Below are 23,398 nucleotides of genomic sequence, written 5' to 3'. Positions count from 1 at the left end.
CTCCAAAGAAAATCATTGTCAGATGTGAACAGATTATGATCGCGGCGCGCAGGTGGCGAGCAAAACCGGAGCCCCACCATGAAAAACCCGGCGCATCAGCGCCGGGCCTTTTCTATGCGAACGATCGAATGAGAAATCTAGTCGGACTCGCCGCTCATCGGCTCGTCTTCCCTGGTGTCCTCCATCTCGTCCTCACCGGCGGGTTTGTCCGCCGTTAGCGAGCTGGTGTCGTAGAGCGACATGGTGGCGCTGCGATACTCATCCCAGCTGATCGACTCGTCGGAATTGGCGTCGAACATGGAGAGGCGCTCGGCATAGAAGCCTTCATCGGCCTGCCAGGCGCCCCACTCGTCCGTCGAGATCGACTTGTCGCTGTCCGCATCGATGGCGGCGAAGGCGCGCTGGAGCCTGGAGTCGAACATCAGCTCGAAAGCCGCCTCGTCCTGGCCGCCCCAGGTGCTTTGCGCCCGGTCCATGGTCTGGCCTTCGCTTTCGTCCATTTCCTGACCGGTATTGTGGTGGTCAAGAGCGCCGGCCGCTCCGCCAAGGGCGAGGGCCGCAACGGCGCCGAACAATGCTGTGGTCTTCATGGCGTTGTCCTCCTTTTATCCCGCCGCAGCTTTGCAGCGGGTTCTTCGCGGACAACGCGATCATTTCCGCCCCGTTCCAGAGCGGCTGAGTCCTGAAAAAAGCTGGACGGCTTCAATCGAAAAGCTTGGAGACCGACTCGTCGTTGGCGATGCGCCGGATCGCCTCGGCCAGAAGCGGCGCCACGGAAAGGGCGCGGATATTGCTCGCTGCGCCGTGAATCTTCTGCGTGGAGTCGATGGAGTCGGTGACCACCAATTCCTTGAGCGCCGAGGCGCCGATTCGCTCCACCGCCTTACCCGACAGAACCCCGTGAGTGATGTAGGCGGACACCTCCACCGCTCCGCGCTCTTTAAGCGCCGCAGCCGCGTTGCACAGCGTGCCGCCGGAATCGATGATGTCGTCGAAAATAATGCATCGCCGGCCCTCGACATCGCCGATGATGTTCATCACCTCGGCCTCACCGGGCTTGGGCCGGCGCTTGTCGACGATGGCGATATCGGCGTTGATGCGCGAGGCCAGCGCCCTTGCGCGCACCACGCCGCCCACGTCCGGCGACACCACCATCAGATCCTTGGTGTCATAGACCCTGCGGATATCGTCCTCGATCACCGGCGTGGCGAAGAGATTGTCGGTGGGAATATCGAAGAAGCCCTGGATCTGGCCGGCGTGCAGGTCCAGCGTCAGCACACGGTGCGCGCCGGCGCCGGCGATCAGATTGGCCACCAGCTTGGCGGTGATCGGGGTGCGGCCGCCGGTTTTGCGATCCTGCCTTGCATAACCGAAATAAGGAATGACCGCCGTGATCCGACGCGCGCTCGCCCGGGTGAGCGCGTCCATGCAGATCAGCAATTCCATCAGATTGTCGTTGGCCGGCTTGGAGGTCGACTGGATGATGAAGACGTCCTGGCCGCGCATGTTTTCGTCGATGCGCACGAACAGCTCGCCGTCGGCGAAGGTCTCGATGTCCACATTCGACAACGGTGCGTCGAGAAAATCCGCGATGGCTTTCGCCAGCGGCCGGTTGGCGTTGCCGCACATGAGTTTCATGGGAAGCCCCTTCGCGAATGGATCAATGCGCGCTGGCGCTCTTAGCAGGGATGGCGACCGGGGCAAAGCGCCGGGCGCGCTCGATAGCGCGCTCGGGCGCGGCCTTGATCAGGACGGCGATCGAAGCGCGCCGCGCTTGACGGGCGGGCCTCGCCGCGTCATCGCAAAGCCCTATGAAACGCCGCGTCAAATCCTCTCCCCCCGCCCGCACCGAAACGCTCACCGCAAAAGCGCTCGGCGCGCGGGGCGACGCCGTCTTCCCCGGCCCCGTCTACGCCACGGGGATTCTGCCGGGCGAGACCGTGAAGCTGGAGGTCCGCGGCGAACGCGGGCGCGTCCTGGAACGCCTGGACGCAAGGCCCGAACGTGTGACGCCCTTCTGCCCCGTGGCGGAGACCTGCGGCGGCTGCTCTTTGCAGCATTTCGAGGAATCCGCCTATCGTGTCTGGAAACGCAGCCTGGCCGAAGACGCCATGTCGCGCGCCGGGCTGGGCCTGCCGCTGGGCGAGCTGATCGACGCCCACGGCGCCGGCCGGCGCCGCGTCACCTTCCATGCAACCAGGATCGGCGCGAAATTCATCTTCGGCTTCAATGAACGCGCTGGGGACAAAATCGCTGATTCCCACGACTGTCCGGCCGCCACTCCGGGCATTCGCCGCGCCATCCCGGCCCTGCGCGAAATCGCCGAAGCCGCCACCCCGAAAAAGGGCCGAATCGACATCGCCGTGGCGTATCTGGAGCCCGGCCTCGACGTCTCCATCGAGGGCGTGAAGGAGGCGGACCTCGCCCTTCGCGAGCTCATCGCCCGCCACGCCTCAACCCATCACTGGGCGCGCGTCACCTTGAACCGCGAGCCGGTTATCGAGATCTCCACGCCTGTGGTGCGCTTTGGCGATGTGAAGGTGACACCGCCGCCAGGCGGCTTCCTGCAGGCCACAGAGGCCGGTGAAGCCGCGCTGGCCGCCGTGGTGATGGAGGCCGCGTCCCTGGTCGACGGCGGACCCAAGCACGTGATTGATCTCTATGCCGGATCAGGCGCTTTCGCCCTGCGCCTCGCCAGGAAATCCAAGGTGCTTGCGCTGGAGGGCGAAGACCGCCCGCTTGCGGCCCTGCGCCGCGCCGCCGACCGTACGCCGGGCCTGAAGCCGGTGGATGCGCGGGTGCGCGATCTGGCGCTGGAGCCTTTGAGCGTGAAGGAACTGTCCGGCGCCGATCTGGTGGTGCTGGATCCGCCCCGCGCCGGCGCGAAAGCCCAGATGGAGCGCCTGGCTGACAGTCAGGTCCCGGTGGTGTGTTCGATCAGCTGCAACCCCGCGACCTTCGCCCGCGACGCCGCCATCCTCATCGAGGGCGGATATCGCCTGGCCGCGCCCATCGTTCTTGTGGACCAGTTCAAATGGACCGGGCATCTGGAGATGGCGGGCGTGTTCAAGCGCAACAAGCCGCAGCGCTGAGCTCCATCGCCTTTTCACCGAGTCTGAAGCCCGCCCTCAAGCCGTCTGGTTATACGCCAGCGCGCCGATGCTGGTGCGCACGGCGTTGGGGCCGTAGCCCGACCCCGCTTGCTTCTGACGCGCGGCCTCGTCGGCGAGGGCTTTGACCAGGCCCTCAGTGAGCTGCTTGAGCGCCTCCACCGCGGCGCCGTTTCGTTTCAGCGCAGCCTCGAACGCGACCGTGCTGTTGGTCAGGCGCGTTTTCAGCACCGGGTCGAGGCCGGCCAGACGGCTGCGATCCTTGGCGGCGCGCTGGGTCTCGGCGCGGTATAGAGTGGCCAGCTTGGTCTTTTCACCCTGCAGGCTCACCGCCTCATGGGGTTTGCGCGCCTGAAAGAACGCCGTCTCCTGCTCGAGAAGCTGGGTCAGGCGTCCGGTGAGGCGGATCAGCGCTTCAGCGCGCTCTATGGGGGTGGTTGCAGCCAATTCGCTCATGGGTCCTGCGCCTCCTGAAGCGCCAGCATTTCGCGGGCCAGGCTGTCGGCCAGGCCGATCCCGCCGGCCTTGGCCATCACCTTGGCGAATTCTTCATTAAGCATGCCCTTGAAGGCGGATTCGCCGGGCCCGCCGCCGAAGCTCGTCTCGGTGCTGTCGCCCATCATCTGTTCCATCATCTGCGCCAGGAAGACCGATTCGAACTCTTCCGCCGTGGCGCGGATCTGATCTGGAGTTTGACCGCGCTGAGGCCGGTCCGGCCCGTTGGACCGCGAAGCTGCAAGCGCGTTCTGAAGCTGGGCGTCGAGAAGGCCCTCCATCACAGCACCTCTATTTCCGCCTGCAGGGCGCCGGACGCCTTGATGGTCTGCAGGATGGTGATCATGTCGCGCGGGCTCACCCCGAGCGCATTCAGCCCGTCCACAAGCTCACGCAGCGACACCGTGCTCTCCAACACCCCGAGCTGGGTCCGGCCTTCCTCCACGGTGACGTCGGTGCGCGGCAGGACCACCGTCTCACCGCCCTCGGCGAAGGGCTGGGCCTGGCTGGCGATGGGGCTTTCAGCCACGGTGATGGTCAGCCCGCCCTGTGCGATGGCGACGGTGGAGACGCGCACATTCTCGCCCATCACAATGGTGCCGGTGCTTTCGTCGATGACGACGCGAGCGCGCATGTCGGTCTCCACGCGCAGCTGCTCCACCTCGGCCACAAGCGCCACCATGTCGCCGCGAAACCCGTCCGGGCGTGACAGCGACACGATGGATGGATTCTGCGCATGGGCCGCGCTGGAGCCCAGATAGGCGTTGATCGCCGCCGCCATGCGCCGGGCGGTGGTGAAATCGGGATTGCGAAGCGCCAGGCGAATCGAGGCCTGGGCGGCGAGATCCCACGCCACCTCGCGCTCGATCACCGCGCCATTGGCGATGCGTGCGTTTGTGGGCACGCCTCGGGTGATGCTGGCCGCATCGCCCTCGGCGGAGAAGCCGCCCACCGCCAGCGCCCCTTGCGCGATCGCGTAGACGTCGCCGCCCGAGCTCATGAGCGGGGTGGCGATCAGCATGCCGCCCTGCAGGCTGTCGGCGTCACCGATGGCGCTCACCGTCACGTCAAGGCGCGTCCCCTGCATAGAGAAGGGCGGCAGCTCGGCCGTGACGATGACAGCCGCCACATTGCCGGTGCGCAGATCCGCATCACGCACATTGATGTTGAACCGCTCCAGCATGGAATTGAGCGCCTGGCGCGTGAAGGCGGAGTTGCGCAACGTATCGCCGCTTCCGTCCAGGCCCACCACAAGGCCGTAGCCCACCAGCTGGTTGTCGCGCACGCCCTCGACATCGGCGATGTCCTTGATGCGCGGATCGGCCATCGCCGGCGCGGACAGCACGAAAACAGCAGCGATGAGGACGAGGAATCGAATCATGATCGGCGCGCTATCCTAAGCTTTGAGCTTGCGTCGCAGCCATGCCAGAACCATGCCAAGGTTAACGCCGATGAACCGATTTTATTTCAATGGGTTGGCAAATTTGACGCCCGGCGTGATTTTCCGCCGCCCATGCGGCGCCCGGCAAGATCTGCCGCCTGAGGCGTCAGGCTTAAGGCGTTGTTAACAGAGCTTAAGCCAGTGTTCGATCCGACGCTTGAAAGGGCTTTTCACTCATGAAGGTCAATGGTCCGCGCAATGTGTCCGGCGCGTCCGGGGCTCGTAAATCGGGCAAGTCTCCGGCTGAATCCGGCTTTACGCCTGGCGGCGCCTCCAGCGCCCTCGGCCCCAGCGCCAGCGGAGGCCTGTCGGGCGCCGGCGCTATCGGATCGGTGGACGCGCTGCTGGCGCTACAAAGCGCGGGCGATTTCCGTGAAGCGAAAAAGCAGGCGACCGAGCGCGCCTTCTCGCTGCTGGACGTGCTGGACGATCTCAAGATCGCCCTTCTGGACGGGACATTGCCCCGCCAGACTCTCGTGCGGCTCATGGAGACCTTGAAAAGCCGGCGAGACTCCACCGACGACCCCCGCCTTGAGGCGATGCTGGACGAGGTTGAAGTGCGCGCGGCGGTGGAGCTGGCCAAGCACGACGCTTGAGGGCGCCGGCCCTGTCGCATTAACGCCAAGTTTTCATGATGTTTTCCAGGTCGCGGTTAACTTGTGGACGTGCGGCCCTGTCCGATTGACTCAACGCGCGGCGTGGATATTGTCTGCGCGCCTTCAGAGGGGTGGCGCAGGAGACGATCGGATGAGCGTGGCCACGGATTCCAAGCCTGATCTTCCCGCCGGCTATCGACCGAGCGACACGGAAGAATTCATGAACGCGCGTCAGCGCGAGTACTTCCGGCGCAAGCTGCAGGCCTGGAAGGAAGAAATCATCCGGGAGAGCAAATCGACCCTGTCAAATCTGCAAGAGGACATGGGCTCGCTTCCCGATATCGCTGACCGCGCCTCTACCGAAACCGATCGTGCGCTGGAACTGCGCGCCCGGGACCGGCAGCGCAAGCTGATCGGCAAGATCGAGGCGGCCCTGCGACGGATCGATGAAGGCGAGTACGGCTATTGCGAGGAGACCGGCGAGCCGATCTCGCTGGCGCGCCTTGACGCCCGGCCGGTGGCGACGCTCAGCCTGGAAGCCCAAGAGCGCCATGAACGCTCCGAGCGGGTCCACCGCGACAACTAGCGGTTCACGGCGCGGCCTTCACTGCGCTGATCAGATATTCGCGATTGCCGTCCCCGCCAGTGATCGGGCTCTCGGTCTCGCCCAAGACGTAAAAGCCCGCGTCCTTTAAAAAGGCGCGGGCTTTTTCTCGCGCGGCGTCTACTGCGGCGCCGTCGCTGACGATCCCGCCCTTGCCTACATGGGCCCGGCCCACCTGGAACTGAGGTTTGAAAAGGGCGACGAGATGCGCGCCCGGCGCCGCCAGCGCCAGCGGGACCGGTAAGACCTTCTCCAGCGCGATGAAGCTGGCGTCGCACACGATGAGCTGCGGCGCACGGCCGCCGATCCGCTCCAGGGTGAGCGCGCGCGCATCGCACCCTTCAAGGCTGAGCACACGCGCATCGGCCTTGAGAGCGCCATGCAGCTGATCGCGCCCCACATCCACCGCCGCCACCTGGGCTGCGCCACGCTCCAGAAGGATCTGGGTGAACCCTCCGGTGCTCGCACCCACATCCAAGCAGATCAACCCGGCGGGATCGATCTCGAACGCATCCAGCCCAGCGGCGAGCTTGAGCGCCGCGCGGCTTACATAAGGGTGGGCGGGTGCGGCCTCGATGGTCGCGCCGGGCGCGATTTTCGCCGCCGCCTTGTCAAGAATACGCCCGTTCACCCGCACGCAACCGGCCGCAATGGCCGCTTGGGCTTTCGCCCGCGTATCGAAAAACCCGTATTCTACGAGATGTTTATCAGCACGCATCCTGCGCTCCCGCACCGGTGAGTCGCAATTAATGCGAAATCAGTTGCTTTTTTCATTCTGCAGCCTTAAAAAAACTTATCAAATTTTTGGCCGGTCTGTCTGGTTTGCGCGTCGCTGCGCTCCGCTGTTCGAACCCTCCCCAAAACTTGATCTAAACGCGCCGCACGCATTGCGGCGTGTAGCTACACTGTGACGTAAAGGAAGTTTCCCATGGCTACGGGAATTGTTAAATGGTTCAACTCCACCAAGGGCTACGGTTTCATCCAGCCTGACGACGGTTCCAAGGACGTGTTCGTTCACGCCACGGCCGTCGAGCGCGCTGGCATGCCTTCGCTCAACGAAGGTCAGCGCGTCCAGTACGAGGAAAGCCGCGACCAGCGTACGGGCAAAACGTCCGCCAGCGACCTGCAGGCTCTTTAAGACCTCAAGCCGCAAGGCTTTGCCGCACCTCTAGCGAGATGCGGAAAAACCCCCGGCGCCGCCAGGCGCCGGGGGTTTTTTGTGTCCGCCAGGCAGTTTCAATCCGGATGTCGCCGAGCGCCCCAATCCCCGGTCGGCGCCGGCGGGAGGGCGCGGCTTAGGCAAGGGCCCTGGCCGCTTCGGCCTCACGGCCGAGGGCTTCGAGCACTTTGGCGGTGACATGCTTGGCGTTTAGACAGGCCTCTTCGTACATGGCGTAGGGGCTGTCCTGATCCTGGAAAATATCGGGCAAGGTCATGGTGCGGATCTTCAGACCGGCGTCGAGGGCGCCGCTATCGGCCAGGAAGTGGAGTACGAAGGCGCCAAAACCGCCGCGCGCACCCTCCTCGATGGTGATCAGCACTTCGTGCTCGCGCGCCAGGCGCGTGATCATGTCCTCATCCAGCGGTTTGGCGAAGCGAGCGTCCGCGATGGTGGGGTTCAGCCCGTAACCGGCCAACTCTTCGGCGCTTTTGAGCACTTCGGAAAGCCGTGCGCCGAAATTGAGAATGGCGACGCCTGATCCCTCCTGGATGATGCGGCCCTTGCCGATCTCCAACGGTTCGGGATTCTCAGGGATCTCCACGCCCATGCCTTCGCCGCGCGGATAGCGGAACGCGCTGGGGCGGTCGTCGATGCCGGCTGCGGTGGCCACCATGCGCGCCAGCTCGGCTTCATCGGCGGCGGCCATCACGACCATGCCCGGCAGAGCGCCGAGATAGCCCACATCGAACGCGCCGGCGTGGGTCTGCCCGTCCGAGCCCACAAGTCCAGCCCGGTCGATGGCGAAGCGCACCGGCAAAGACTGGATCGCCACATCGTGGACGACCTGGTCATAGCCGCGCTGCAGGAAGGTGGAGTAGATCGCCGCAAACGGTTTGAGGCCTTCAGCCGCCAGGCCCGCCGCAAAGGTCACAGCGTGCTGTTCGGCGATGCCCACATCCCAGGCGCGGTCGGGGAAGCGGGTCATGAACTTGTCGATCCCGGTTCCGCCGGGCATGGCCGCGCTGACGGCGCAGATCTTGTCGTCCTTTTCGGCCAGACCGATCAGGGCCTTCGCGAACACCGAGGTGTAGCTGGGCGTGCCGGCGGCTTTTTTCTGCTGCTCGCCGGTGACGACGTTGAACTTGGAGACGCCGTGATACTTGTCGCTGGCCGCTTCGGCGGGAGCGTAGCCCTTGCCCTTCTGGGTGCAGACATGGATCAGGACCGGGCCCTCGCCCGCGTCGCGCACATTGCGCAGCACCGGCACCAGCTGCTCCAGATCATGGCCGTCGATCGGGCCGATATAGCGAAAGCCCAGCTCTTCAAACAGCGTGCCGCCGCCCACCGCCATGCCGCGCAGATACTCCTCGGCCCGGCGCGCGGAATTCTCCACCCCCAGCGCCTTGGCGACGCCTTTGCCAAGCTTGCGCAGATCATTATAGCTCTTGGAGCTGACCTGCCGGGCGAAATAATGGCTCATGGCGCCCACGGGCGGCGCGATGGACATGTCGTTATCGTTGAGGATGACGATCATGTTCTTGTCGAGCGCGCCGGCGTTGTTCATCGCCTCATAGGCCATGCCAGCGCTCATGGAGCCGTCGCCGATCACCGCGATCACCTTGCGGTGGCCTTCGCCCTTGAGATCGCGGCCCACCGCAAAGCCCAGCCCCGCCGAGATCGAGGTGGAGGCGTGCGCGGCCCCGAATGGATCGTACTCGCTTTCCTTGCGCTTGGTGAAGCCGGACAGCCCGCCTCCCTGGCGGATGGTTCGGATCCGGTCGCGCCGGCCGGTGAGTATCTTGTGGGGATAGCACTGGTGGCCGACATCCCAGATCAGGATGTCCTCGGGCGTATCAAATACGTGGTGGATCGCAACCGACAGCTCCACCACGCCGAGACCGGCGCCGAGATGACCGCCGGTGACGGAGACCGCGTCGATCACTTCGGCGCGCAATTCATCGGCAGCCGCGCGCAGGAAGCGGGCGTCGCGATTCTTGAGATCGCGGGGAAACTGGATCTGATCGAGGTGGGGCGTATCGGGCATAGGGGCTCCGGTGTGACCGTCATACGGTCATGTAGACGTCAAGACTGGCGATCCAACACGTAATCCACCGTCTCACGCAAGCGCCCCGCCTCTTTCCCGAAGGGATTAAGGTGGTCCTTGGCCTGCTCTGCGAGCCGGCGCGCGCGATCGCGTGCGCCCTCGACCCCGAGAATGGTGACGAATGTGGCCTTTCCCTGCAGCGCATCCTTGCGGGTGCGTTTGCCGGTGAGAGTTTCATCGCCTTCGGCGTCCAGAATGTCGTCCACGATCTGGTAACACAAGCCAAGATCATGAGCGAAGCCTTCAAGGGCGACGCGCTCATCCTTGGAGGCGTCGGCGACCAAGGCGCCCGCTTCGGCGCAATAAGCGATCAGCGCGCCGGTCTTCATGCGCTGGCAGCGTGTGATGATGCCGATGTCGTCGGCCTCGCCGGCCTCTATCGCCATGTCGATCATCTGCCCCCCGGCCATGCCGCGCGCGCCGGCGGCCTTGGCCAGGCGGCGCACCAGCTCGACGCGCGCGCCCGGAGACGGGCAGGTTTCAGGATCGGCCAGGATTTCAAACGCCATGGACTGCAGCGCATCCCCGGCGAGAATCGCGGTCGCCTCATCATAGGCGATGTGAACCGTGTCGCGTCCGCGCCGGATATCGTCATCATCCATGGCCGGGAGATCGTCGTGGATCAAAGAATAGGCGTGGATGCACTCCACCGCGCACGCCGCGCGAAGAAGCGCGCGCTCATCGGCGTCCACCAGGCGGCCGCATTCGATGGTCAGGAAAGGCCGCATGCGCTTTCCAGGCCCCAGCGCGGCGTAGCGCATGGCCGAGATCAGGCGCTTCTCTGGTCCGTCGGGGCGGGGTATCAAGGCGTCCAGCGCAACCGTGATGCGGTCGGCGGTCTCGGCGAGCGCGGTGTTGAAATCTGTCATCGCGATCCTCACACCACGCGAGCGCCGAGCGGCGCATCGCCGTCAGCGTTAAGCAGAAGGACGCGGCCGGCCGCGTCATGAACGCCAAGCACCAGAACTTCAGAGCGCATCGGCCCGATCTGGCGCGGCGGAAAATTCACCACGCCCAACACGGCGCGCCCTTTCAGAGCGTCCGGCTTATAGTGCTCTGTGATCTGTACCGAGCTTTTCTTGAGTCCGACGCCGGGCCCGAAATCGATCACCAGCTTGTAGGCGGGCTTGCGCGCCTCGGGAAAAGCCTCCGCCTTGACGACGCGGCCCAGGCGGATATCGGCGTTGAAGAACGCATCGGGCGTGATCTCGGCGGCGGGCGGATCTTCGGGGCGGGTCATCAGCTCAAGTCCGCCGGTTCAGTTCCGGCCTCGCCGTTCGCGCCGATGACGATCTTGTCGACTTTCAGCTGGGCGTCCTTCAACCTCGCCTCGCAGTGGGCCTTGAGCGCGGCGCCCCGCTCGTACATGGCGATGGATTTCTCCAGCTCCACCTCGCCGCGCTCAAGCTGGCTGACAATGCCTTCCAGCTCGGCGAGCGCGGCTTCGAAGCTCATTTTGGCGATATCGGAATGGGCGGCGTCAGCCATGCAGCGGCTCCGGTGGTTGGAGGACGGGCTAAGAGAAGCCCCTATCCGTCCAGCGATCAACCGCCTGTGCTGCGCCGGGAGGTGTTTTTGAGCTCATACCGGCGCCAGGACCAGTACCAGTCGCCGCCGTCACGTACACACGCCCAGTCGCGTTTCTTCAGCTGCGGGCGCAGCATGCGGTTAAACCAGCCATGGGCGAAGAGAATCACCGGGCCGTGGCTGGCCGCCTCGATCAGCGCATCGGCGGCGGCCTGGGCGCGCCGCTCGCACTGGGGCCGGCTCTCGCGTCCGCGGGCATGGCCGGCCCACCACGAGCAGCGCGCCAGAACGCCCCAAGTGCGCGCCGTGAAGCGGCCGGGCATTTGCGGCGGCGGCAGCGGCGCCTCTACAAAAAGAGAATCCAGCGAGATCTCGCGTCCGCCGCAGCAGGCCTGTGCGGTCTCAATCGCGCGCGGCAGGGTGGAGGCGTAGAGCGTGCGCGCCTGTTTCGCCTCGGCGATCAGGCTGTCCGGCACGTCCTGACCCGGCTTCAGGCCGGCCTCGTCATAGGCCGCCCACCAACGCTCATAGCCGCGCCAGCCCATTCGCTCATAGCGATCGGCGTCCGGCTCGCCATGGCGTGCGATCACGATCTGTCCAGGCGCGAGGGGGGTGTCGGCGTCGGTCATGAGAAGTGGAATTAAGCGGGCCGCAAAGGGGGAGGATTGGCCGGAAAACGCGCCCTGCCCCGTCAGGCCGCCTCCAGTGCGCCGAGGAACGCTCCCACGGAGCGCGCCAAGGCGGGGCAGTCGTATCCCCCCTCGAGCATGCATACAAGCCGCGATGCGCTTAATGCGCGCGCCGCCTCGGCCAGCGCCGTCCCCGCCCAGGCGAAATCGTCTTCCAGCAATGATAATCCAGCCAGCGGATCGGCGGCATGGGCGTCAAAGCCGGCGGAGACGAGAATCAGCTCCGGCTCAAAGCGTGCCAGCGCCGGGAACACGCGCGCCTCGAGTGCGGCCCGCCAGGCCGGTCCGGCCGTTCCCCGCTCCATGGGCAGATTGATGATATTTCCGTGCCGCCCGGTTTCATGGGCCGCCCCGGTCCCGGGATAGATCCAGCCCTGATGGATGGAGGCGAACAGGGCGCGCGATTCGGTCTCGGCCCAGGCCTGCGTCCCGTTGCCGTGATGCACGTCGAAGTCCACCACCGCCACGCGTGACAGCCCGTGCGCCCCCAGCGCATGAGACGCCGCGACAGCGATGGAATTGAACAGGCAGAAGCCCATGGCCCGGTCCGGCTCGGCGTGATGGCCGGGCGGGCGGGCGGCGACGAACACGGCTTCAGCATCCCCAGCCATTACCTGATCCACCGCCTCCATGCCCGCCCCGGCCGCATACAGCGCAGCGTCCAGCGAGCCGGGGCCCATATAGGTGTCCATGTCGATCTGAGCCCAGCCGGCTTTGGGCTCAGTGTCGAAGACCTGATCTATCAGGGCCGGCATATGCACCCGCTCCAGCGCCGCGCGGTCGGCTTTGAGCGTGCTCTGCACCACGTCAAAGCCGGCGGCGCGCGCGCCGTCCAGGGCCGCCTTAAGCCGGCCAGCGTGTTCAGGATGACCTTCTGGAGCGCGTTGCTCGAGGCCGGAGGAATGGGTGAGGACACGGGTTTTCATGATGATTTGCAGTTTAGCGCACCCGCCGCACCGGATATACGGCGAGTATCGTCGATTTTTGTATACAAACGCATACATTTGTCCTATTATTCTCCTTACAGGAGATCGACATGTCTGGAAAAACTGTCTCGCTATCGGTGCGCGTCAGCGATGAGGACGCGGAGTTTCTCGCCCGTCTGAAGATTGGCGACGCGACGACACCGTCGGAGAAGATGCGCGCGCTTCTGGCCTCCGAACGCCGCCTTCGCGCCGGTCCGCGCGATACAAGCGAAGCCTCGGAGATGCTCGACGATTTGATGCGCCCGGCCAGGCGGCGCTGGCGCCAGAACGAGGAGGCGGCAAGCCTGCATTCTGAAGTGCTGCAGCGGGTGTATGACCGCTTGCCGGCGCTCGCCGCTCTGGCGCTGGCCGGCCCCGAAGCGGCGGGCGAAGCCGGGGATGCGGAGGCGGCGCTGTCGGACTTCGAAGGCCGGGTGCTCGACCAGACGTTCGCCCTGGTGGAGGACCTGCTGCAGATCGCCCTGTTGCGCGAACCGCGGGCGTTGAACAGGGCGTCATTGAAAAATCGAATATCCACCGTCATCGAACTTGCGGAACTCGCAAAGATGGCGCAAAACTCTAACTAAAGGAGAAGGTTATGGCTGAAGGTCTTGTGTCGCGTGTAACGCGGCTCGTATCCGGGAGCGTCAACTCCATCGTCGATGCGGTGGAGAACGCGGCGCCCGAGACGGTCATGCGCGAAGCGATCCGGGAGGTGGAGCGCGCCATTGACGATGTCCGCGCCGAGCTGGGACTCGCCGCCGCCAACAAACATCACGCCAACAAGCGCCTCATGGAGACCACGGCCAAGCACGAAGCGCTGGCCGATCAGATCGAGACCGCGGTCACCGAAGGCCGCGACGATCTGGCTGAGGCCGCGATCGGGCGCCAGCTCGACATCGAGGCGCAGATTCCGCTGCTGGAAAGCGCCCTGACCGAGGCGGCCGAGCGCGAAGCCGAGCTGGAGGGCTATGTGCAGGCCCTGCAGGGCCGCAAGCGCGAGATGGAGGCCGATCTCGACACCTATCTGTCCTCGCGCGCCGACACCGCGGCGCCGGGCTCGGCGGCCGGCGCCGACACGGGCCGCAAGGACGGCGCGGAATCGCGCGCCGACAAGGCCGAAAGCGCCTTCAACCGCGTACTGCGGGGCCAGACCGGGATTGACGGCTCGGTGAAGGCGGATCGGGACACCGCAGCCAAGCTCGCCGAGCTGGAGCAGATCTCGCGGGGCAACCGGGTCAAGGAGCGCCTGGCCGCCCTGAAAGCCGCCAAGCCGGCCGAATAATGGCCGGCGTGTTCGATCCGTCGGTGGCGCCTTTCGCCGTAGCCCTTGTGCTGATGCTGGTGATCGCGCTGGCCGAGCTCGCCGGCGCGCTCATGGGCCTAGCCCCGTCCGGCTTTCTCGACAACATGCTGCCGGAGATCGAAGCGGACGCGGACTATGACATGGACGCCGATCTGGGCGGTTCGGGCGGGGCGCTGGACTCCGATGCGGTCGCCGCGCCGGACGCGCCGGGGGCCGGGCCGCTCTCCTCGATCCTTGGATGGCTGTGCGTCGGCAAGGTGCCGATCCTGGTCCTGCTGATCGCGTTCCTCACGGTGTTCGGCCTCACCGGCTATGTGATCCAGGGCGCATTCTCAGAACTCGCCGGCTTCACCCTGCCCCCGGCCCTCGCCGCCATTCCGGCCCTGCTCGCGGCCGTGCCCGCGACCCGCGCCAGCGGGCTCGTGCTCGCCCGGATGATCCCGAAGGAACAGACCGACGCGGTGAGCCGCACGGGATTCATCGGCCGCATCGCAGTGGTGATTCGCGGCGAGGCGCGCCCCGGCGCGCCGGCCGAGGCCAAGCTCACCGACAGCCACGGCCTGACCCACTACCTCCTCGTCGAACCGGACGAGGCCGACGCCGTCTTCACCGCCGGCGACGCCGTCCTCCTCGTGCGCGAGGCGGGCGGGCGCTACCGCGCGATCATCAACCCGAACCCGGTGCTGACCGATGACCCAGTCTGACATCCCACCGCCCGGCGCTGCGCCGGCCCCGATTTCCGCCACGGAGACCGCCATGAACATGCTCGACATTTTGATCATCGCCGGCGTGTTTTTCGTCGCACTGCTGGCCATCGGCCTGATCTTCGCCCGGCTCTACCGCCGCTCCTCGAAGGAGGTCAGCTTCGTGCGAACCGGCTTCGGCGGCCAGAAGGTGATCATGAATGGCGGCGCACTGGTCTTCCCGGTGCTCCACGAGATCATCCCGGTGAACATGAATACGCTGCGCCTGGAAGTGCGGCGCAGCGATGGCCAGGCCCTGATCACCCGCGACCGCATGCGTGTCGACGTGCAGGCCGAGTTCTATGTCCGCGTCCAGCCCACCGTGGAGTCCATCGCCAACGCCGCACAGACCCTGGGCCAGCGCACCATGACGCCCAGCGACCTGAAGGAGCTGGTGGAGGGCAAGTTCGTAGACGCCCTGCGCGCGGTTGCTGCGGAAATGGCCATGGAGGAGCTTCACGAACAGCGCGTCAGCTTCGTGCAGAAGGTCCAGGCTGCGGTGTCTGAGGACATTCTGAAAAACGGGCTGGAGCTGGAATCAGTCTCGCTCACCGGACTTGATCAGACCAACAAGGAATTCTTCAACCCCGACAACGCCTTCGACGCCGAAGGCCTGACCAAGCTCACCCAGGAAATCGAGGAGCGACGCAAGAAGCGCAACGATATCGAACAGGAAACCGAGGTGCTGATCGCACGCAAGAACCTCGAAGCGCGCCAGCAGCAATTCACCATCTCGCGCGACGAGGAATACGCCCGCCTGGAGCAGGAGCGCGAGGTTCAGATCCGCTCCGCCGAGCAGGCCGCTCAGGTCGCCCGCGAACGCGCCGAACGCGAACGCGAGGCCGAAGAGGCGAAGATCCTCTCCGGCCAGCAGGTGCGCGAAGCCGGCATCCGGTCCGACCAGGCCGTGGCCGAGCGCGAGATCGAGAAGAACCGACAGATTGAGGAGCGCGAGATCTCCAAGGCCCAGGCCGTGGAGGCCGCCGCGGTGGAGAAGGCCAAGCAGATCGCGCTGGCCGAGCAGGCCCGCGACATCGCCGTGGCCGAGAAGAGCCGGGAGAAGTCCGAGGCCGACGCCAAGGCCGACGAGGCCCGTGCCATCGCAGCCAGGGCATTCGAGGAGGTCACGACCGCGCGCGAGACCGAGATCGCCAACCGGGAAAAGGAAATTCAGCTCATCGAGGCCCGCAAGGCCGCCGAGCAGGACGCGATCGCCATCCAGGTCGCCGCCGAAACCGAGAAGGCCGCCGCCGCGGATCGCGCCGAGGCGATCCGGATCGCCGCCGAGGCCGACGCCCAGAAGGAGCGCATCTCCGCAGAGGGTCACGCCCAGGCCGAACGCCTGCGCGCCGAAGCGATGGAGGCGATCTACAAGGTGGAAGCCGCCGGCAAGCGCGCCATCAACGAGGCGGAAAACCTCCTCAGCCCCGAACAGATCGCCATGCAGGTGCGCCTGGAGCTGATCAGGCAGCTGCCGGAAATCATCGCCCAGTCGGTCAAACCCATGGAGCAGATCTCAGACATCAAGATCCTGCAGGTGGACGGCCTCAACGGTCATGGCGGCGGGGCCCACGGCGCCAACGGCGCCGGCGACGGCGGCGGCCTCGCCGATCAGGCGGTGAACGCGGCCCTGCGCTATCGCAGCCAGGCGCCTCTGGTGGACGCGCTGATGTCGGAACTGGGCCTGAAGGCCGGCGATCTGTCCGGGCTGGCGGGTGACGTGACCAGCGCCTCGCGCGCCGCGGCGCCGGAGCCCAACTAGGCGCCGCGCCCCCTTCGCGATGCGCCCAAAAGGGCGGCGGAGGGATCCGCCGCCCTTTTTTCTTACTCGGCCGCGTAGGACTGTGACGGCCTGGCGTGGGTGTCGACCATGGACTGCAGCATAACAAAGTTCGGCTCGAACTCGGCGTAATTGCAGATGATCTCCTCGCCCGGTGCGATATCCTTGATCGCCCGGCCATACACCGCGTCCGCGAAATCGGTGTTGGGATCGAGCGAATGGTTCATGTGCCGACCGTTGTCAGCATCCAGAACCAAAAGTGTGGGATCAGCCGGGTGGGGGTAGGTGTACCGGTCCACGAACCGGCGGATGGGCTCGGGCATGGCGGCGAGCTCGGCCGGCGAGATCAGCCGGTCGAACCCTGGTTCGAAGCGATAGATAAGCTGGCCGGCGCGCACGAATTCGGCGGCGAAAACGCCGACGCCTTCGATCGCGCTCGGCCCCACATAGGTGTCGATGAGCAACATGATGAGAAACGCCCAGATCCCCCGCGTCGACGGGGGTGGAAGACGCGGCGCCGGGCCGGTAAGCCCCACGGCGCGGAGTGCGACGCTCCAGCGCCTATGATGGCGCATTCACACAAAAATCAAGCGGTTTTTTAAAGGCGCAAAGGGCCGTTGACGCGCGCCCCCAAGCCCGGCTTGATCACGCCCATGAATTTTTTGTCCGACACCACCGCCCCCGCCCATCCCGACATTCTGGCGGCCCTCGCCGGCGCCAATGAGGGCTTCGCGCCCAGCTACGGCGCCGATCCTGTCAGCACACGCGTCAAAGCGCGCCTCAAGGATATTTTCGAGACCGATCTGGAGGTGCTCTTCACCACATCGGGCACGGCGTCTAACGCGCTCGCCCTGTCGGTGCTATGCCCCGGCGACGCCGCGATCCTGTGCCATGACGAGGCGCATATTCATCGCGACGAGCGCGGGGCGCCGGAATTCTTCACCGGCGGCGCCAAGCTTTTGCCTGTCAGGGGCTCGCACGCGAAAATTCCCGCCGACACGCTCGCCGCGATGCTGAAGGAATGGCCGCGCGATTTCGTCCACGCCTCGCCGCCGACAGTTCTGTCGATCTCCCAGCTCAACGAATCAGGCTGCGCCTATACGCTGGAGGAGATCAAGACGCTTACAGGGCTCGCCCGTGACGCAGGACTTCTGGTGCACATGGACGGGGCGCGCTTCTCCAACGCGCTCGCCACGCTCAATTGCTCGCCGGCTGAGATGACCTGGAAGGCCGGCGTGGACGCGCTGTGCCTTGGCGCCACCAAGAACGGCGCGCTGGCGGCAGAGGCCGTGATCCTGTTTCCATCGGTTATGGATCGCTTCGCCGCCCTTCAGGCGCGCCAGAAGCGCTCCGGGCACATGCTGCCGAAAATGCGCTATGTGGCCGCCCAGTTGGAGGCGTGGCTGCACGACGGCTTGTGGCTGGATCTCGCCCAGCGCGCCAACGCCGCTGGCGGCAAGCTCGCAGCGGGCCTCGACGCGCTGCCCGGCGGCGGCCTCGCCCACCCCTGCCATGGCAATGAAGTCTTCGCCCGCCTCGACCCGGCCCTGGCCGAGCGGTTGCGCGCCGCCGGCGCCGGGTTTTACGGCTGGCCGGACGGCTCGGCCCGCTTCGTGGCGAGCTGGTGCACCAGCGATGACGAGGTCGACGCGCTTTTGACGGCGGCGCGCGGATAAGGCGCCCGAAACGGGCCGGCAGGCGTTATGGTGGAGACCCATCAAGCGGAGCCGTTCCATGAGTCCGATCACCACGCGCCCGATCACAGCCACCCTCGCCCGCCTCACCGTTTCAGCCCTTATGGTGAGCGCGCTCAGCGCCTGCGTCCTGCCGCCGGACAGGCTGGCCGGCGATGGGCCGCCGCCGGTCGTGCAAAGCGTCGATCTGGGGCGCTATTCCGGGCGCTGGTTTGAAATCGCGCGCTATGATGTGAGCTTCCAGCGCGGCTGCGAGGGCGTCACAGCCCAATACCGCGCCCTTGAAGACGGCGAGATCGAAGTGATCAACGCCTGCCGAAAGGACGGTCTGGACGGCGAAGCGGACACCATCACCGGCCGCGCTCGAGTGGTGGAGGGCTCGGACGGCGCCAAGCTCAAAGTCTCCTTTTTCGGCCCCTTCTTCCTGGGTGATTACTGGGTGATCGATCTGGCCGAAGACTATAGCTGGGCGGTGGTGTCCGAGCCGCGCGGGCGCTTCTTGTGGATCCTGTCGCGCACGCCGCAAATGGACGAGGCCATCCTGGCGGATCGCCTCACCTGGCTCGCCGCGCAGGGCTATGACACGCAGGCGCTTCGCTTTACGCAGCAATGGGACAGCGTCGAGGCCGCCCCGGCGCCCGTCAGGCCTTGATGCAACACAGCAGCGGCGAGCGTACGGCGCAAGCGACGCAAATGCGAGACCGAAAGCAGGGTTGACCGTGTCAGCTCCGCCATTAACAGATTGATCTCTGTTCAATTTCTTGATTTCGGAACGCCAGCCATGCTTGACCAGACCGCCCTTGACGCGGAACGCCGCCGCCTGTTCGCCGCGAACCGGGCGGGCCTGCCCATGCCCGTCGCCGGTATGCTGGTCTTCACCGCCCTGGCCGCCGCCTCGCAGGTTCTCGAATACGCCAGCTGGATGCTGATATGCGCCTATTCACTGGGCGCGATCTTTCCCATCGCCATGGCGCTTCAGGCGCCGCTCAAGGCGCCGTTCTTCAAGACGAAATCACCACTCAACGGCGTCCTTCTGCCCGCCGTCCTCGCCGCCAATCTTCACTGGCCGGTGACCGTGGCGGTGATGCTTGAAGCGCCCGCGTTGTTCCCGCTTGCCCTGGGGTTGTCCACGATCGGCATCTGGGCGGTCGTGGGCTGGCTCTACGCAAGCCCTATGGGCCTTGTTCACACGGTCATCAGGGTTGTCGGCGTCACCGCCCTCTTCTTCCTCCTGCCCGACACAGCGACCCAAGCTGTCGCCATTCCCGCCTTCGTCGCGCTGGTGTACGCCATTTCGATCATTGGCTTCGTCATCGAGCTGAACGCCGGCGCAAAATCGGCGGACACGCCGGCCTGACGGGCGCGATGTCGTGATGTGAAGCGGGAAGCTGGAGCAGGTGGCGAGACAAACGCCACTCAGGACCCGCTCGACTCCCACGGGAACGCGACCCAGAGGCCCGGCTCCGTGTGGCGCGCCGCGATAACGCCGGAGCGGCCTTGGGTCTTGTCCACCAGGGCGCCCACCAATGCGCCGGGATAGCGGGCCCGCACCGCCTCAAGCGTGCGGCCGGTGTCGATGATGTCGTCGATGACGATGGCCGCAGTCTCGGGCGCCGGGCCGTAGGCGACGAGCGCGCCTTGCGCGCCGTCCGGCCCGTCCGCGTAGGACATCAGCCCCAGCGCCGCGACCTTGCGCACACCCAGCCTGTGGGCCACCAGCGCCGCCGGGATCAGCCCGCCGCGCGCCACGCCCACCAGCACCGCATCCGGCCCGAACGGCCCATGCGCGGCATCAAGCTGCTCGGCGAGCTGCGCCGCCAACGTCTCGATATCGCTCCACTCAAGCTTCAGCACTGCGCAGCGCTCCCCTGTTGCGCCCGTCGTGGCATGGACAGGTCCCGGCGTCGAGCCGCGAAGTGTATGGCAAAAGGAGCTGGAGCGGGTGGCGGGAATCGAACCCGCGTATGCAGCTTGGAAGGCTGCCGTTCTACCATTGAACTACACCCGCGCGCCGTCAGCGGCGGAGATCTTCAAATAACCGGGCGGGGCGGCGTTTGTCGAGGCGGAAGGCGCAGTCCGGGTTCGCTTTTCGCCCTCACCCGCCAGCCCCGGTGAGGCGCCTTTCGCTCGAGCCACTGGCCCCCGCCTGCTCGACCGAGGCTCATCGTGGCCGAGTGAACCAACGTCGAACCCGCCGGGTTCGCAAGCGCGACCGCGCGCCCGGAGCGTCAGCGAAGACCGATCGAGCGGACGCGAGGGAGGACCGATCGAGCGGACGCGAGGGAGGACTGGGAAGAATGGTGGAGGGGGCTGGATTCGAACCAGCGTACGCCGAAACGGGCAGATTTACAGTCTGCTGGATTTAACCACTCTCCCACCCCTCCACAGGGTCGATCCCAAACGAAATCGCAGCCGCCACGACACATTGGCCGGGGCGGCTGGGCCCGCTTCGGAAAACCACCGCCGTTGAAGCCCGTTGCGCGCATGCGCACAAGGCTTTAACGAGGCCGCTCCCCGATTTGGAGCGCGGACTATAGTCATGGCCCCTTCACGGCGCAACACCGAGCGCAAGCCTCATGCAGCCCGACATGCACACGGGCGCAAATCCTTTGCCCACAAAGGCGAATCCGACCCGACGGAGGGCTGGATCTGGGGCCGGCACGCGGTGTTGGCGGCGCTGGCCAATCCGCGCCGGAAGATCCTGTCGCTGCACGTCACGCGCAACGCCGCCGACGAGCTGGCCGACGCGGACCTGAAGCGGGCGAGCCTGGAGCCGCCCCATGAGATCGCCTCGCACCTGCCCGACGGGGCCGTACACCAGGGTTTTGCGGTCAAAGCCAAGGCGATTGAATCGGAATCCCTTAACGCCGTGATGGAGCCCACCCACGGGCTTCTGGTGGTCCTCGACCAGATCACCGACCCGCAGAATGTCGGTGCGATCTTCCGCTCTGCGGCCGCGTTCGGGGCGCGCGCGGTGATCATGCAGGACCGCAAGTCCCCGCCAATGTTCGGCGCCCTGTGCAAGACGGCTGTCGGGTGCGCGGAGACGGTGCCCTTCATCGAGGTCACCAATATCGCCGACACGCTGATTGATCTGGCCAAGGCCGGGCGCTTTTCGGTTGGTCTCGCCGGCGAGGCCGAGGCCAGCCTTGGCGAGGCGGTGGCCCATCACGCCGGGCCGGGCCTGGTGCTGGTTCTGGGCGCCGAGGACACCGGGCTGCGCCCACGCGTTGCGGAGCATTGCGACGTGCTGGCCCGCATCCCAATGGGGCCCAAGGCGGAAAGCCTGAACGTCTCGGCGGCCGCGGCCGTGGCGCTTTACGAGTGTTCGCGCCACGATCCGCGGATCAATCCGCAGGATTAGCCGCCGATCCTGAGATCGTCGGCGCCGGACCGGTTCACATCCACCGCGCCCTCCACCGCGCCCAGGCGCACCGAGCCGCCATTGATGCGCACGCGCGGGTCCACCGCCACGCCGCCGAAGCGAATCTCCCCGGACCCGCCCGACGAGGCCTCGAAAGGCTCGGCACGCCCGTCTTCGATGCGGATATCGCCGGACCCCGAGACGGTGGCGCTGAAGGGGCCGTCCACCCGGTCGCCGGAAATGTCGCCGGAGCCGGAAATACTTCCGACAAAGCCGCCTGCACGATCAAAGATCAGCTCTCCGGAGCCGGAAATGGCGGCGCGCACGCCGCCGGGCGCGCTGTCGATCTCCACTTCGGCCGAGCCGCTGGCGTTGAGATTCAACCGCTCCACCATGCCCAGAGCCACATCGCCGGAGCCGGAGATGTTCAGTTCCACCGGGCCGGAGATGTCGCCGCCTTCAATATCGCCCGAGCCGGACACGCGCGCGTCCAGACTCGCCGCTCCGCCAAACTCCACATCGCCCGAGCCAGATATGCTTAGCCGCACCGCGCCGGTAACCGCACCAAGCTCCACATCGCCGCTGCCCGACACGGACACCACGACGTCTTGCGCCACTGAAGCGATTTCGAAATCACCGCAGGAGGAAATGCTCAGGTCCACCGCGCCCATATCGCCGGCCCGGCCGTAGATGATGGAGTCCGAAACGGCGAGATCGACGCCGGCGGGCGCGGTGATCTCCAGCAGCGGATAGTCCTCCAGGGCGAGCAGTTCACCGCGGCGCGGACCAATTTGCGGCTCGCCGCCCCAGCGCGACCGGCAGCGCCAGTCACGGATGCGAATTCCGCCGTCAACGCGAAGCACTTCGCCGTCCAGCCGGGTCTCCGGCGCGTCACCGGCGCCGGCGCGCACTAACCGCGCCGATAGGCTGGCGCCCTCCACGATGCGCACTTCGCCGACGAAATTCTCGATATCCACGCCAGGGCCGGCCTGCAGGGCGGCGGCGGCGAGAAAGGCGATCAGGCTCATAAAGGTCTCCCCCATTGTTGAGATGTCTACAATGGCGCTGATGCGCCGTCTTCGTGCTTCGGATGCACTTTGACGGTCGTCGCCCGGACATAAGATGTCCGGCCCATGACATCGTATTCATCAAATTCCGGCTGACGCCAGAGCGGCGGGACGGATCCGAACCGAGCTGCGGCGCGTATAACACCTGAAAATATGAAAGGCCGCACCATGCTGAAACATGTCCTGTTGATCGCGCTCGCCGTGGCCTTAAGCGGCTGCGCCGGCGGCCCCAAGCCGGAGGACCGTGCCGGGCGCGAGCCGGTGATGGCGCTGGAGGACATCCTCACCGGGCGCACCTACGCCTACGCCGTGTTTGAACGCGGCGGCGTGCTGGACCGGATGTTCTGGGTCGAGGCGGTGGGACGCTGGGACGGGCGGGCGCTGACGCTGGAGGAATATTTCCTCTACGATGATGGCGTCACCGACGAGCGGATCTGGACCTTCGAGCGGACCAGCCCCACCACCTATGTGGGCACGGCGCCGGACGTGATCGGGGAGGCCAATGTCGAGGTGTTCGGCGACGCGGCCTATTTTGACTATGTGGTCGATCTGGAGATGGCCGACGGCTCCACGGTGCAGGTGCAGTTCCAGGATCGGCTGTACCGGGTCTCGCGAAACACCATCATCAACCGCGCCACGGTGAAGAAATTCGGCCTGGTGGTGGGTCAGGTGACCGTGGTGTTCCAGAAGGATCGCCCGTCCGACTGGCCTGATATTCCAGGTGCGCCGGCGCGCTGACGCCCCCTCGACA

General features: G+C 65.9%; 28 protein-coding genes and 2 tRNA genes. 13 read left to right on the top strand and 17 right to left on the bottom strand.

The features are described from left to right. Positions 1-137 precede the first annotated feature (137 nt). Complete coding sequence (locus ACWCOP_RS04215) at positions 138-590, bottom strand: EF-hand domain-containing protein (RefSeq protein WP_478249978.1); 453 nt, start codon at positions 588-590, stop codon at positions 138-140. 112 nt (positions 591-702) lie between these two features. Continuing rightward, positions 703-1,638 (bottom strand): ribose-phosphate pyrophosphokinase, encoded by a 936-nt coding sequence (locus ACWCOP_RS04210; RefSeq protein WP_478249977.1) that lies wholly within the window; start codon positions 1,636-1,638, stop codon positions 703-705. Positions 1,639-1,811: 173 nt separating this feature from the next. Between ACWCOP_RS04210 and ACWCOP_RS04205 the strand changes: the two genes are divergently transcribed. Continuing rightward, complete coding sequence (locus ACWCOP_RS04205; protein WP_478249976.1) at positions 1,812-3,092, top strand: class I SAM-dependent RNA methyltransferase; 1,281 nt, start codon at positions 1,812-1,814, stop codon at positions 3,090-3,092. A 36-nt stretch (positions 3,093-3,128) separates the two neighbouring features. Here ACWCOP_RS04205 and ACWCOP_RS04200 read toward each other — a convergent pair whose 3' ends face one another. From ACWCOP_RS04200 to ACWCOP_RS04190, 3 genes are read right to left on the bottom strand one after another with little or no spacing between them, the layout of a single operon-like run. Continuing rightward, positions 3,129-3,566 carry a flagellar basal-body protein FlbY gene (locus tag ACWCOP_RS04200; RefSeq protein WP_478249975.1) on the bottom strand — a complete coding sequence of 146 codons (438 nt, stop codon included), beginning with the start codon at positions 3,564-3,566 and terminating at the stop codon, positions 3,129-3,131. Then, positions 3,563-3,886, bottom strand: a complete 324-nt coding sequence (locus tag ACWCOP_RS04195) for a rod-binding protein (protein ID WP_478249974.1) — start codon at positions 3,884-3,886, stop codon at positions 3,563-3,565. Before ACWCOP_RS04195 ends, ACWCOP_RS04200 begins: the two co-directional genes overlap by 4 nt. Beyond that, positions 3,886-4,986 carry a flagellar basal body P-ring protein FlgI gene (locus ACWCOP_RS04190; RefSeq protein WP_478249973.1) on the bottom strand — a complete coding sequence of 367 codons (1,101 nt, stop codon included), beginning with the start codon at positions 4,984-4,986 and terminating at the stop codon, positions 3,886-3,888. The genes ACWCOP_RS04195 and ACWCOP_RS04190 overlap by 1 nt, the downstream gene beginning before the upstream one ends. Positions 4,987-5,222: 236 nt before the next feature. Here ACWCOP_RS04190 and ACWCOP_RS04185 point away from each other — a divergent pair, with 236 nt between their 5' ends. Beyond that, positions 5,223-5,642 (top strand): flagellar assembly protein FliX, encoded by a 420-nt coding sequence (locus tag ACWCOP_RS04185; protein ID WP_478249972.1) that lies wholly within the window; start codon positions 5,223-5,225, stop codon positions 5,640-5,642. Positions 5,643-5,793: 151 nt separating this feature from the next. Next, positions 5,794-6,228, top strand: coding sequence for an RNA polymerase-binding protein DksA (gene dksA / locus ACWCOP_RS04180; RefSeq protein WP_478249971.1), 435 nt, complete (start codon positions 5,794-5,796; stop codon positions 6,226-6,228). 4 nt (positions 6,229-6,232) lie between these two features. Here the strand turns inward: dksA and ACWCOP_RS04175 are convergent, their stop codons facing one another. After that, on the bottom strand, positions 6,233-6,964 hold the full coding sequence (locus ACWCOP_RS04175) for a TlyA family RNA methyltransferase (RefSeq protein ID WP_478249970.1): 732 nt from the start codon (positions 6,962-6,964) through the stop codon (positions 6,233-6,235). A gap of 210 nt (positions 6,965-7,174) precedes the next feature. On the opposite strand from ACWCOP_RS04175, the gene ACWCOP_RS04170 reads away from it, so the two are divergent. After that, positions 7,175-7,384: a cold-shock protein gene (locus tag ACWCOP_RS04170; protein ID WP_478249969.1), complete on the top strand. Its 210-nt coding sequence runs from the start codon at positions 7,175-7,177 to the stop codon at positions 7,382-7,384. Between the two features lie 157 nt (positions 7,385-7,541). Here the strand turns inward: ACWCOP_RS04170 and dxs are convergent, their stop codons facing one another. From dxs to ACWCOP_RS04140, 6 genes are all read right to left on the bottom strand, one after another. Then, on the bottom strand, positions 7,542-9,452 hold the full coding sequence (gene dxs / locus ACWCOP_RS04165) for a 1-deoxy-D-xylulose-5-phosphate synthase (RefSeq protein WP_478249968.1): 1,911 nt from the start codon (positions 9,450-9,452) through the stop codon (positions 7,542-7,544). Between the two features lie 38 nt (positions 9,453-9,490). Further along, the gene (locus ACWCOP_RS04160) at positions 9,491-10,381 is read right to left on the bottom strand and encodes a polyprenyl synthetase family protein (RefSeq protein ID WP_478249967.1); all 891 of its coding nucleotides are present in this window, start codon (positions 10,379-10,381) and stop codon (positions 9,491-9,493) included. 8 nt (positions 10,382-10,389) lie between these two features. Continuing rightward, positions 10,390-10,752, bottom strand: coding sequence for a tRNA-binding protein (locus ACWCOP_RS04155; RefSeq protein WP_478249966.1), 363 nt, complete (start codon positions 10,750-10,752; stop codon positions 10,390-10,392). Continuing rightward, on the bottom strand, positions 10,752-11,000 hold the full coding sequence (locus ACWCOP_RS04150; protein ID WP_478249965.1) for an exodeoxyribonuclease VII small subunit: 249 nt from the start codon (positions 10,998-11,000) through the stop codon (positions 10,752-10,754). Before ACWCOP_RS04150 ends, ACWCOP_RS04155 begins: the two co-directional genes overlap by 1 nt. A 56-nt stretch (positions 11,001-11,056) precedes the next feature. Then, a complete protein-coding gene (locus tag ACWCOP_RS04145) occupies positions 11,057-11,668 on the bottom strand; it encodes a histidine phosphatase family protein (RefSeq protein ID WP_478249964.1) in 612 nt (203 codons plus the stop codon). A gap of 62 nt (positions 11,669-11,730) precedes the next feature. Further along, positions 11,731-12,654, bottom strand: a complete 924-nt coding sequence (locus tag ACWCOP_RS04140; RefSeq protein ID WP_478249963.1) for a histone deacetylase family protein — start codon at positions 12,652-12,654, stop codon at positions 11,731-11,733. Between the two features lie 110 nt (positions 12,655-12,764). Here ACWCOP_RS04140 and ACWCOP_RS04135 point away from each other — a divergent pair, with 110 nt between their 5' ends. From ACWCOP_RS04135 to ACWCOP_RS04120, 4 genes are read left to right on the top strand one after another with little or no spacing between them, the layout of a single operon-like run. Beyond that, a complete protein-coding gene (locus tag ACWCOP_RS04135) occupies positions 12,765-13,280 on the top strand; it encodes a hypothetical protein (RefSeq protein WP_478249962.1) in 516 nt (171 codons plus the stop codon). 11 nt (positions 13,281-13,291) lie between these two features. Then, positions 13,292-13,978 (top strand): PspA/IM30 family protein, encoded by a 687-nt coding sequence (locus ACWCOP_RS04130; protein ID WP_478249961.1) that lies wholly within the window; start codon positions 13,292-13,294, stop codon positions 13,976-13,978. Next, the gene (locus ACWCOP_RS04125) at positions 13,978-14,703 is read left to right on the top strand and encodes a YqiJ family protein (RefSeq protein WP_478249960.1); all 726 of its coding nucleotides are present in this window, start codon (positions 13,978-13,980) and stop codon (positions 14,701-14,703) included. The genes ACWCOP_RS04130 and ACWCOP_RS04125 overlap by 1 nt, the downstream gene beginning before the upstream one ends. A gap of 52 nt (positions 14,704-14,755) precedes the next feature. Then, positions 14,756-16,504, top strand: coding sequence for a flotillin family protein (locus ACWCOP_RS04120; protein ID WP_478249959.1), 1,749 nt, complete (start codon positions 14,756-14,758; stop codon positions 16,502-16,504). Between the two features lie 62 nt (positions 16,505-16,566). On the opposite strand, the gene ACWCOP_RS04115 is transcribed toward ACWCOP_RS04120, so the two are convergent. Then, complete coding sequence (locus tag ACWCOP_RS04115) at positions 16,567-16,989, bottom strand: SET domain-containing protein (RefSeq protein WP_478249958.1); 423 nt, start codon at positions 16,987-16,989, stop codon at positions 16,567-16,569. 186 nt (positions 16,990-17,175) lie between these two features. On the opposite strand from ACWCOP_RS04115, the gene ACWCOP_RS04110 reads away from it, so the two are divergent. From ACWCOP_RS04110 to ACWCOP_RS04100, 3 genes are all read left to right on the top strand, one after another. Beyond that, on the top strand, positions 17,176-18,198 hold the full coding sequence (locus ACWCOP_RS04110; RefSeq protein WP_478249957.1) for a threonine aldolase family protein: 1,023 nt from the start codon (positions 17,176-17,178) through the stop codon (positions 18,196-18,198). 58 nt (positions 18,199-18,256) lie between these two features. Then, entirely contained in the window at positions 18,257-18,868 is a 612-nt protein-coding gene (locus ACWCOP_RS04105; RefSeq protein WP_478249956.1) for a lipocalin family protein, read from the top strand. A 129-nt stretch (positions 18,869-18,997) separates the two neighbouring features. Next, the gene (locus ACWCOP_RS04100) at positions 18,998-19,573 is read left to right on the top strand and encodes a DUF7010 family protein (protein WP_478249955.1); all 576 of its coding nucleotides are present in this window, start codon (positions 18,998-19,000) and stop codon (positions 19,571-19,573) included. Between the two features lie 59 nt (positions 19,574-19,632). On the opposite strand, the gene ACWCOP_RS04095 is transcribed toward ACWCOP_RS04100, so the two are convergent. The 3 genes from ACWCOP_RS04095 to ACWCOP_RS04085 all read right to left on the bottom strand — a co-directional run bounded on the left by ACWCOP_RS04095 (position 19,633) and on the right by ACWCOP_RS04085 (position 20,600). Beyond that, entirely contained in the window at positions 19,633-20,070 is a 438-nt protein-coding gene (locus tag ACWCOP_RS04095; RefSeq protein WP_478249954.1) for a phosphoribosyltransferase, read from the bottom strand. A gap of 80 nt (positions 20,071-20,150) precedes the next feature. Beyond that, positions 20,151-20,224: transfer RNA gene (locus tag ACWCOP_RS04090), tRNA-Gly, on the bottom strand. A 290-nt stretch (positions 20,225-20,514) separates the two neighbouring features. Beyond that, a tRNA-Tyr gene (locus tag ACWCOP_RS04085) sits at positions 20,515-20,600 on the bottom strand. 155 nt (positions 20,601-20,755) lie between these two features. Here ACWCOP_RS04085 and rlmB point away from each other — a divergent pair. Next, positions 20,756-21,580, top strand: coding sequence for a 23S rRNA (guanosine(2251)-2'-O)-methyltransferase RlmB (gene rlmB, locus ACWCOP_RS04080; protein WP_478249953.1), 825 nt, complete (start codon positions 20,756-20,758; stop codon positions 21,578-21,580). On the opposite strand, the gene ACWCOP_RS04075 is transcribed toward rlmB, so the two are convergent. Further along, the gene (locus tag ACWCOP_RS04075) at positions 21,577-22,608 is read right to left on the bottom strand and encodes a GIN domain-containing protein (protein WP_478249952.1); all 1,032 of its coding nucleotides are present in this window, start codon (positions 22,606-22,608) and stop codon (positions 21,577-21,579) included. The two genes, rlmB and ACWCOP_RS04075, sit on opposite strands and share 4 nt — an antisense overlap. 207 nt (positions 22,609-22,815) lie before the next feature. Between ACWCOP_RS04075 and ACWCOP_RS04070 the strand changes: the two genes are divergently transcribed. Further along, positions 22,816-23,385, top strand: coding sequence for a DUF3833 family protein (locus tag ACWCOP_RS04070; protein ID WP_478249951.1), 570 nt, complete (start codon positions 22,816-22,818; stop codon positions 23,383-23,385). Positions 23,386-23,398 lie beyond the last annotated feature (13 nt).

It is taken from the genome of Apolloniradiicaulis salifontis (genome assembly GCF_053756655.1).
The sequence above is the reverse complement of the archived record's forward strand: the minus strand, read 5'-3'. Positions and strand labels throughout refer to the sequence as shown.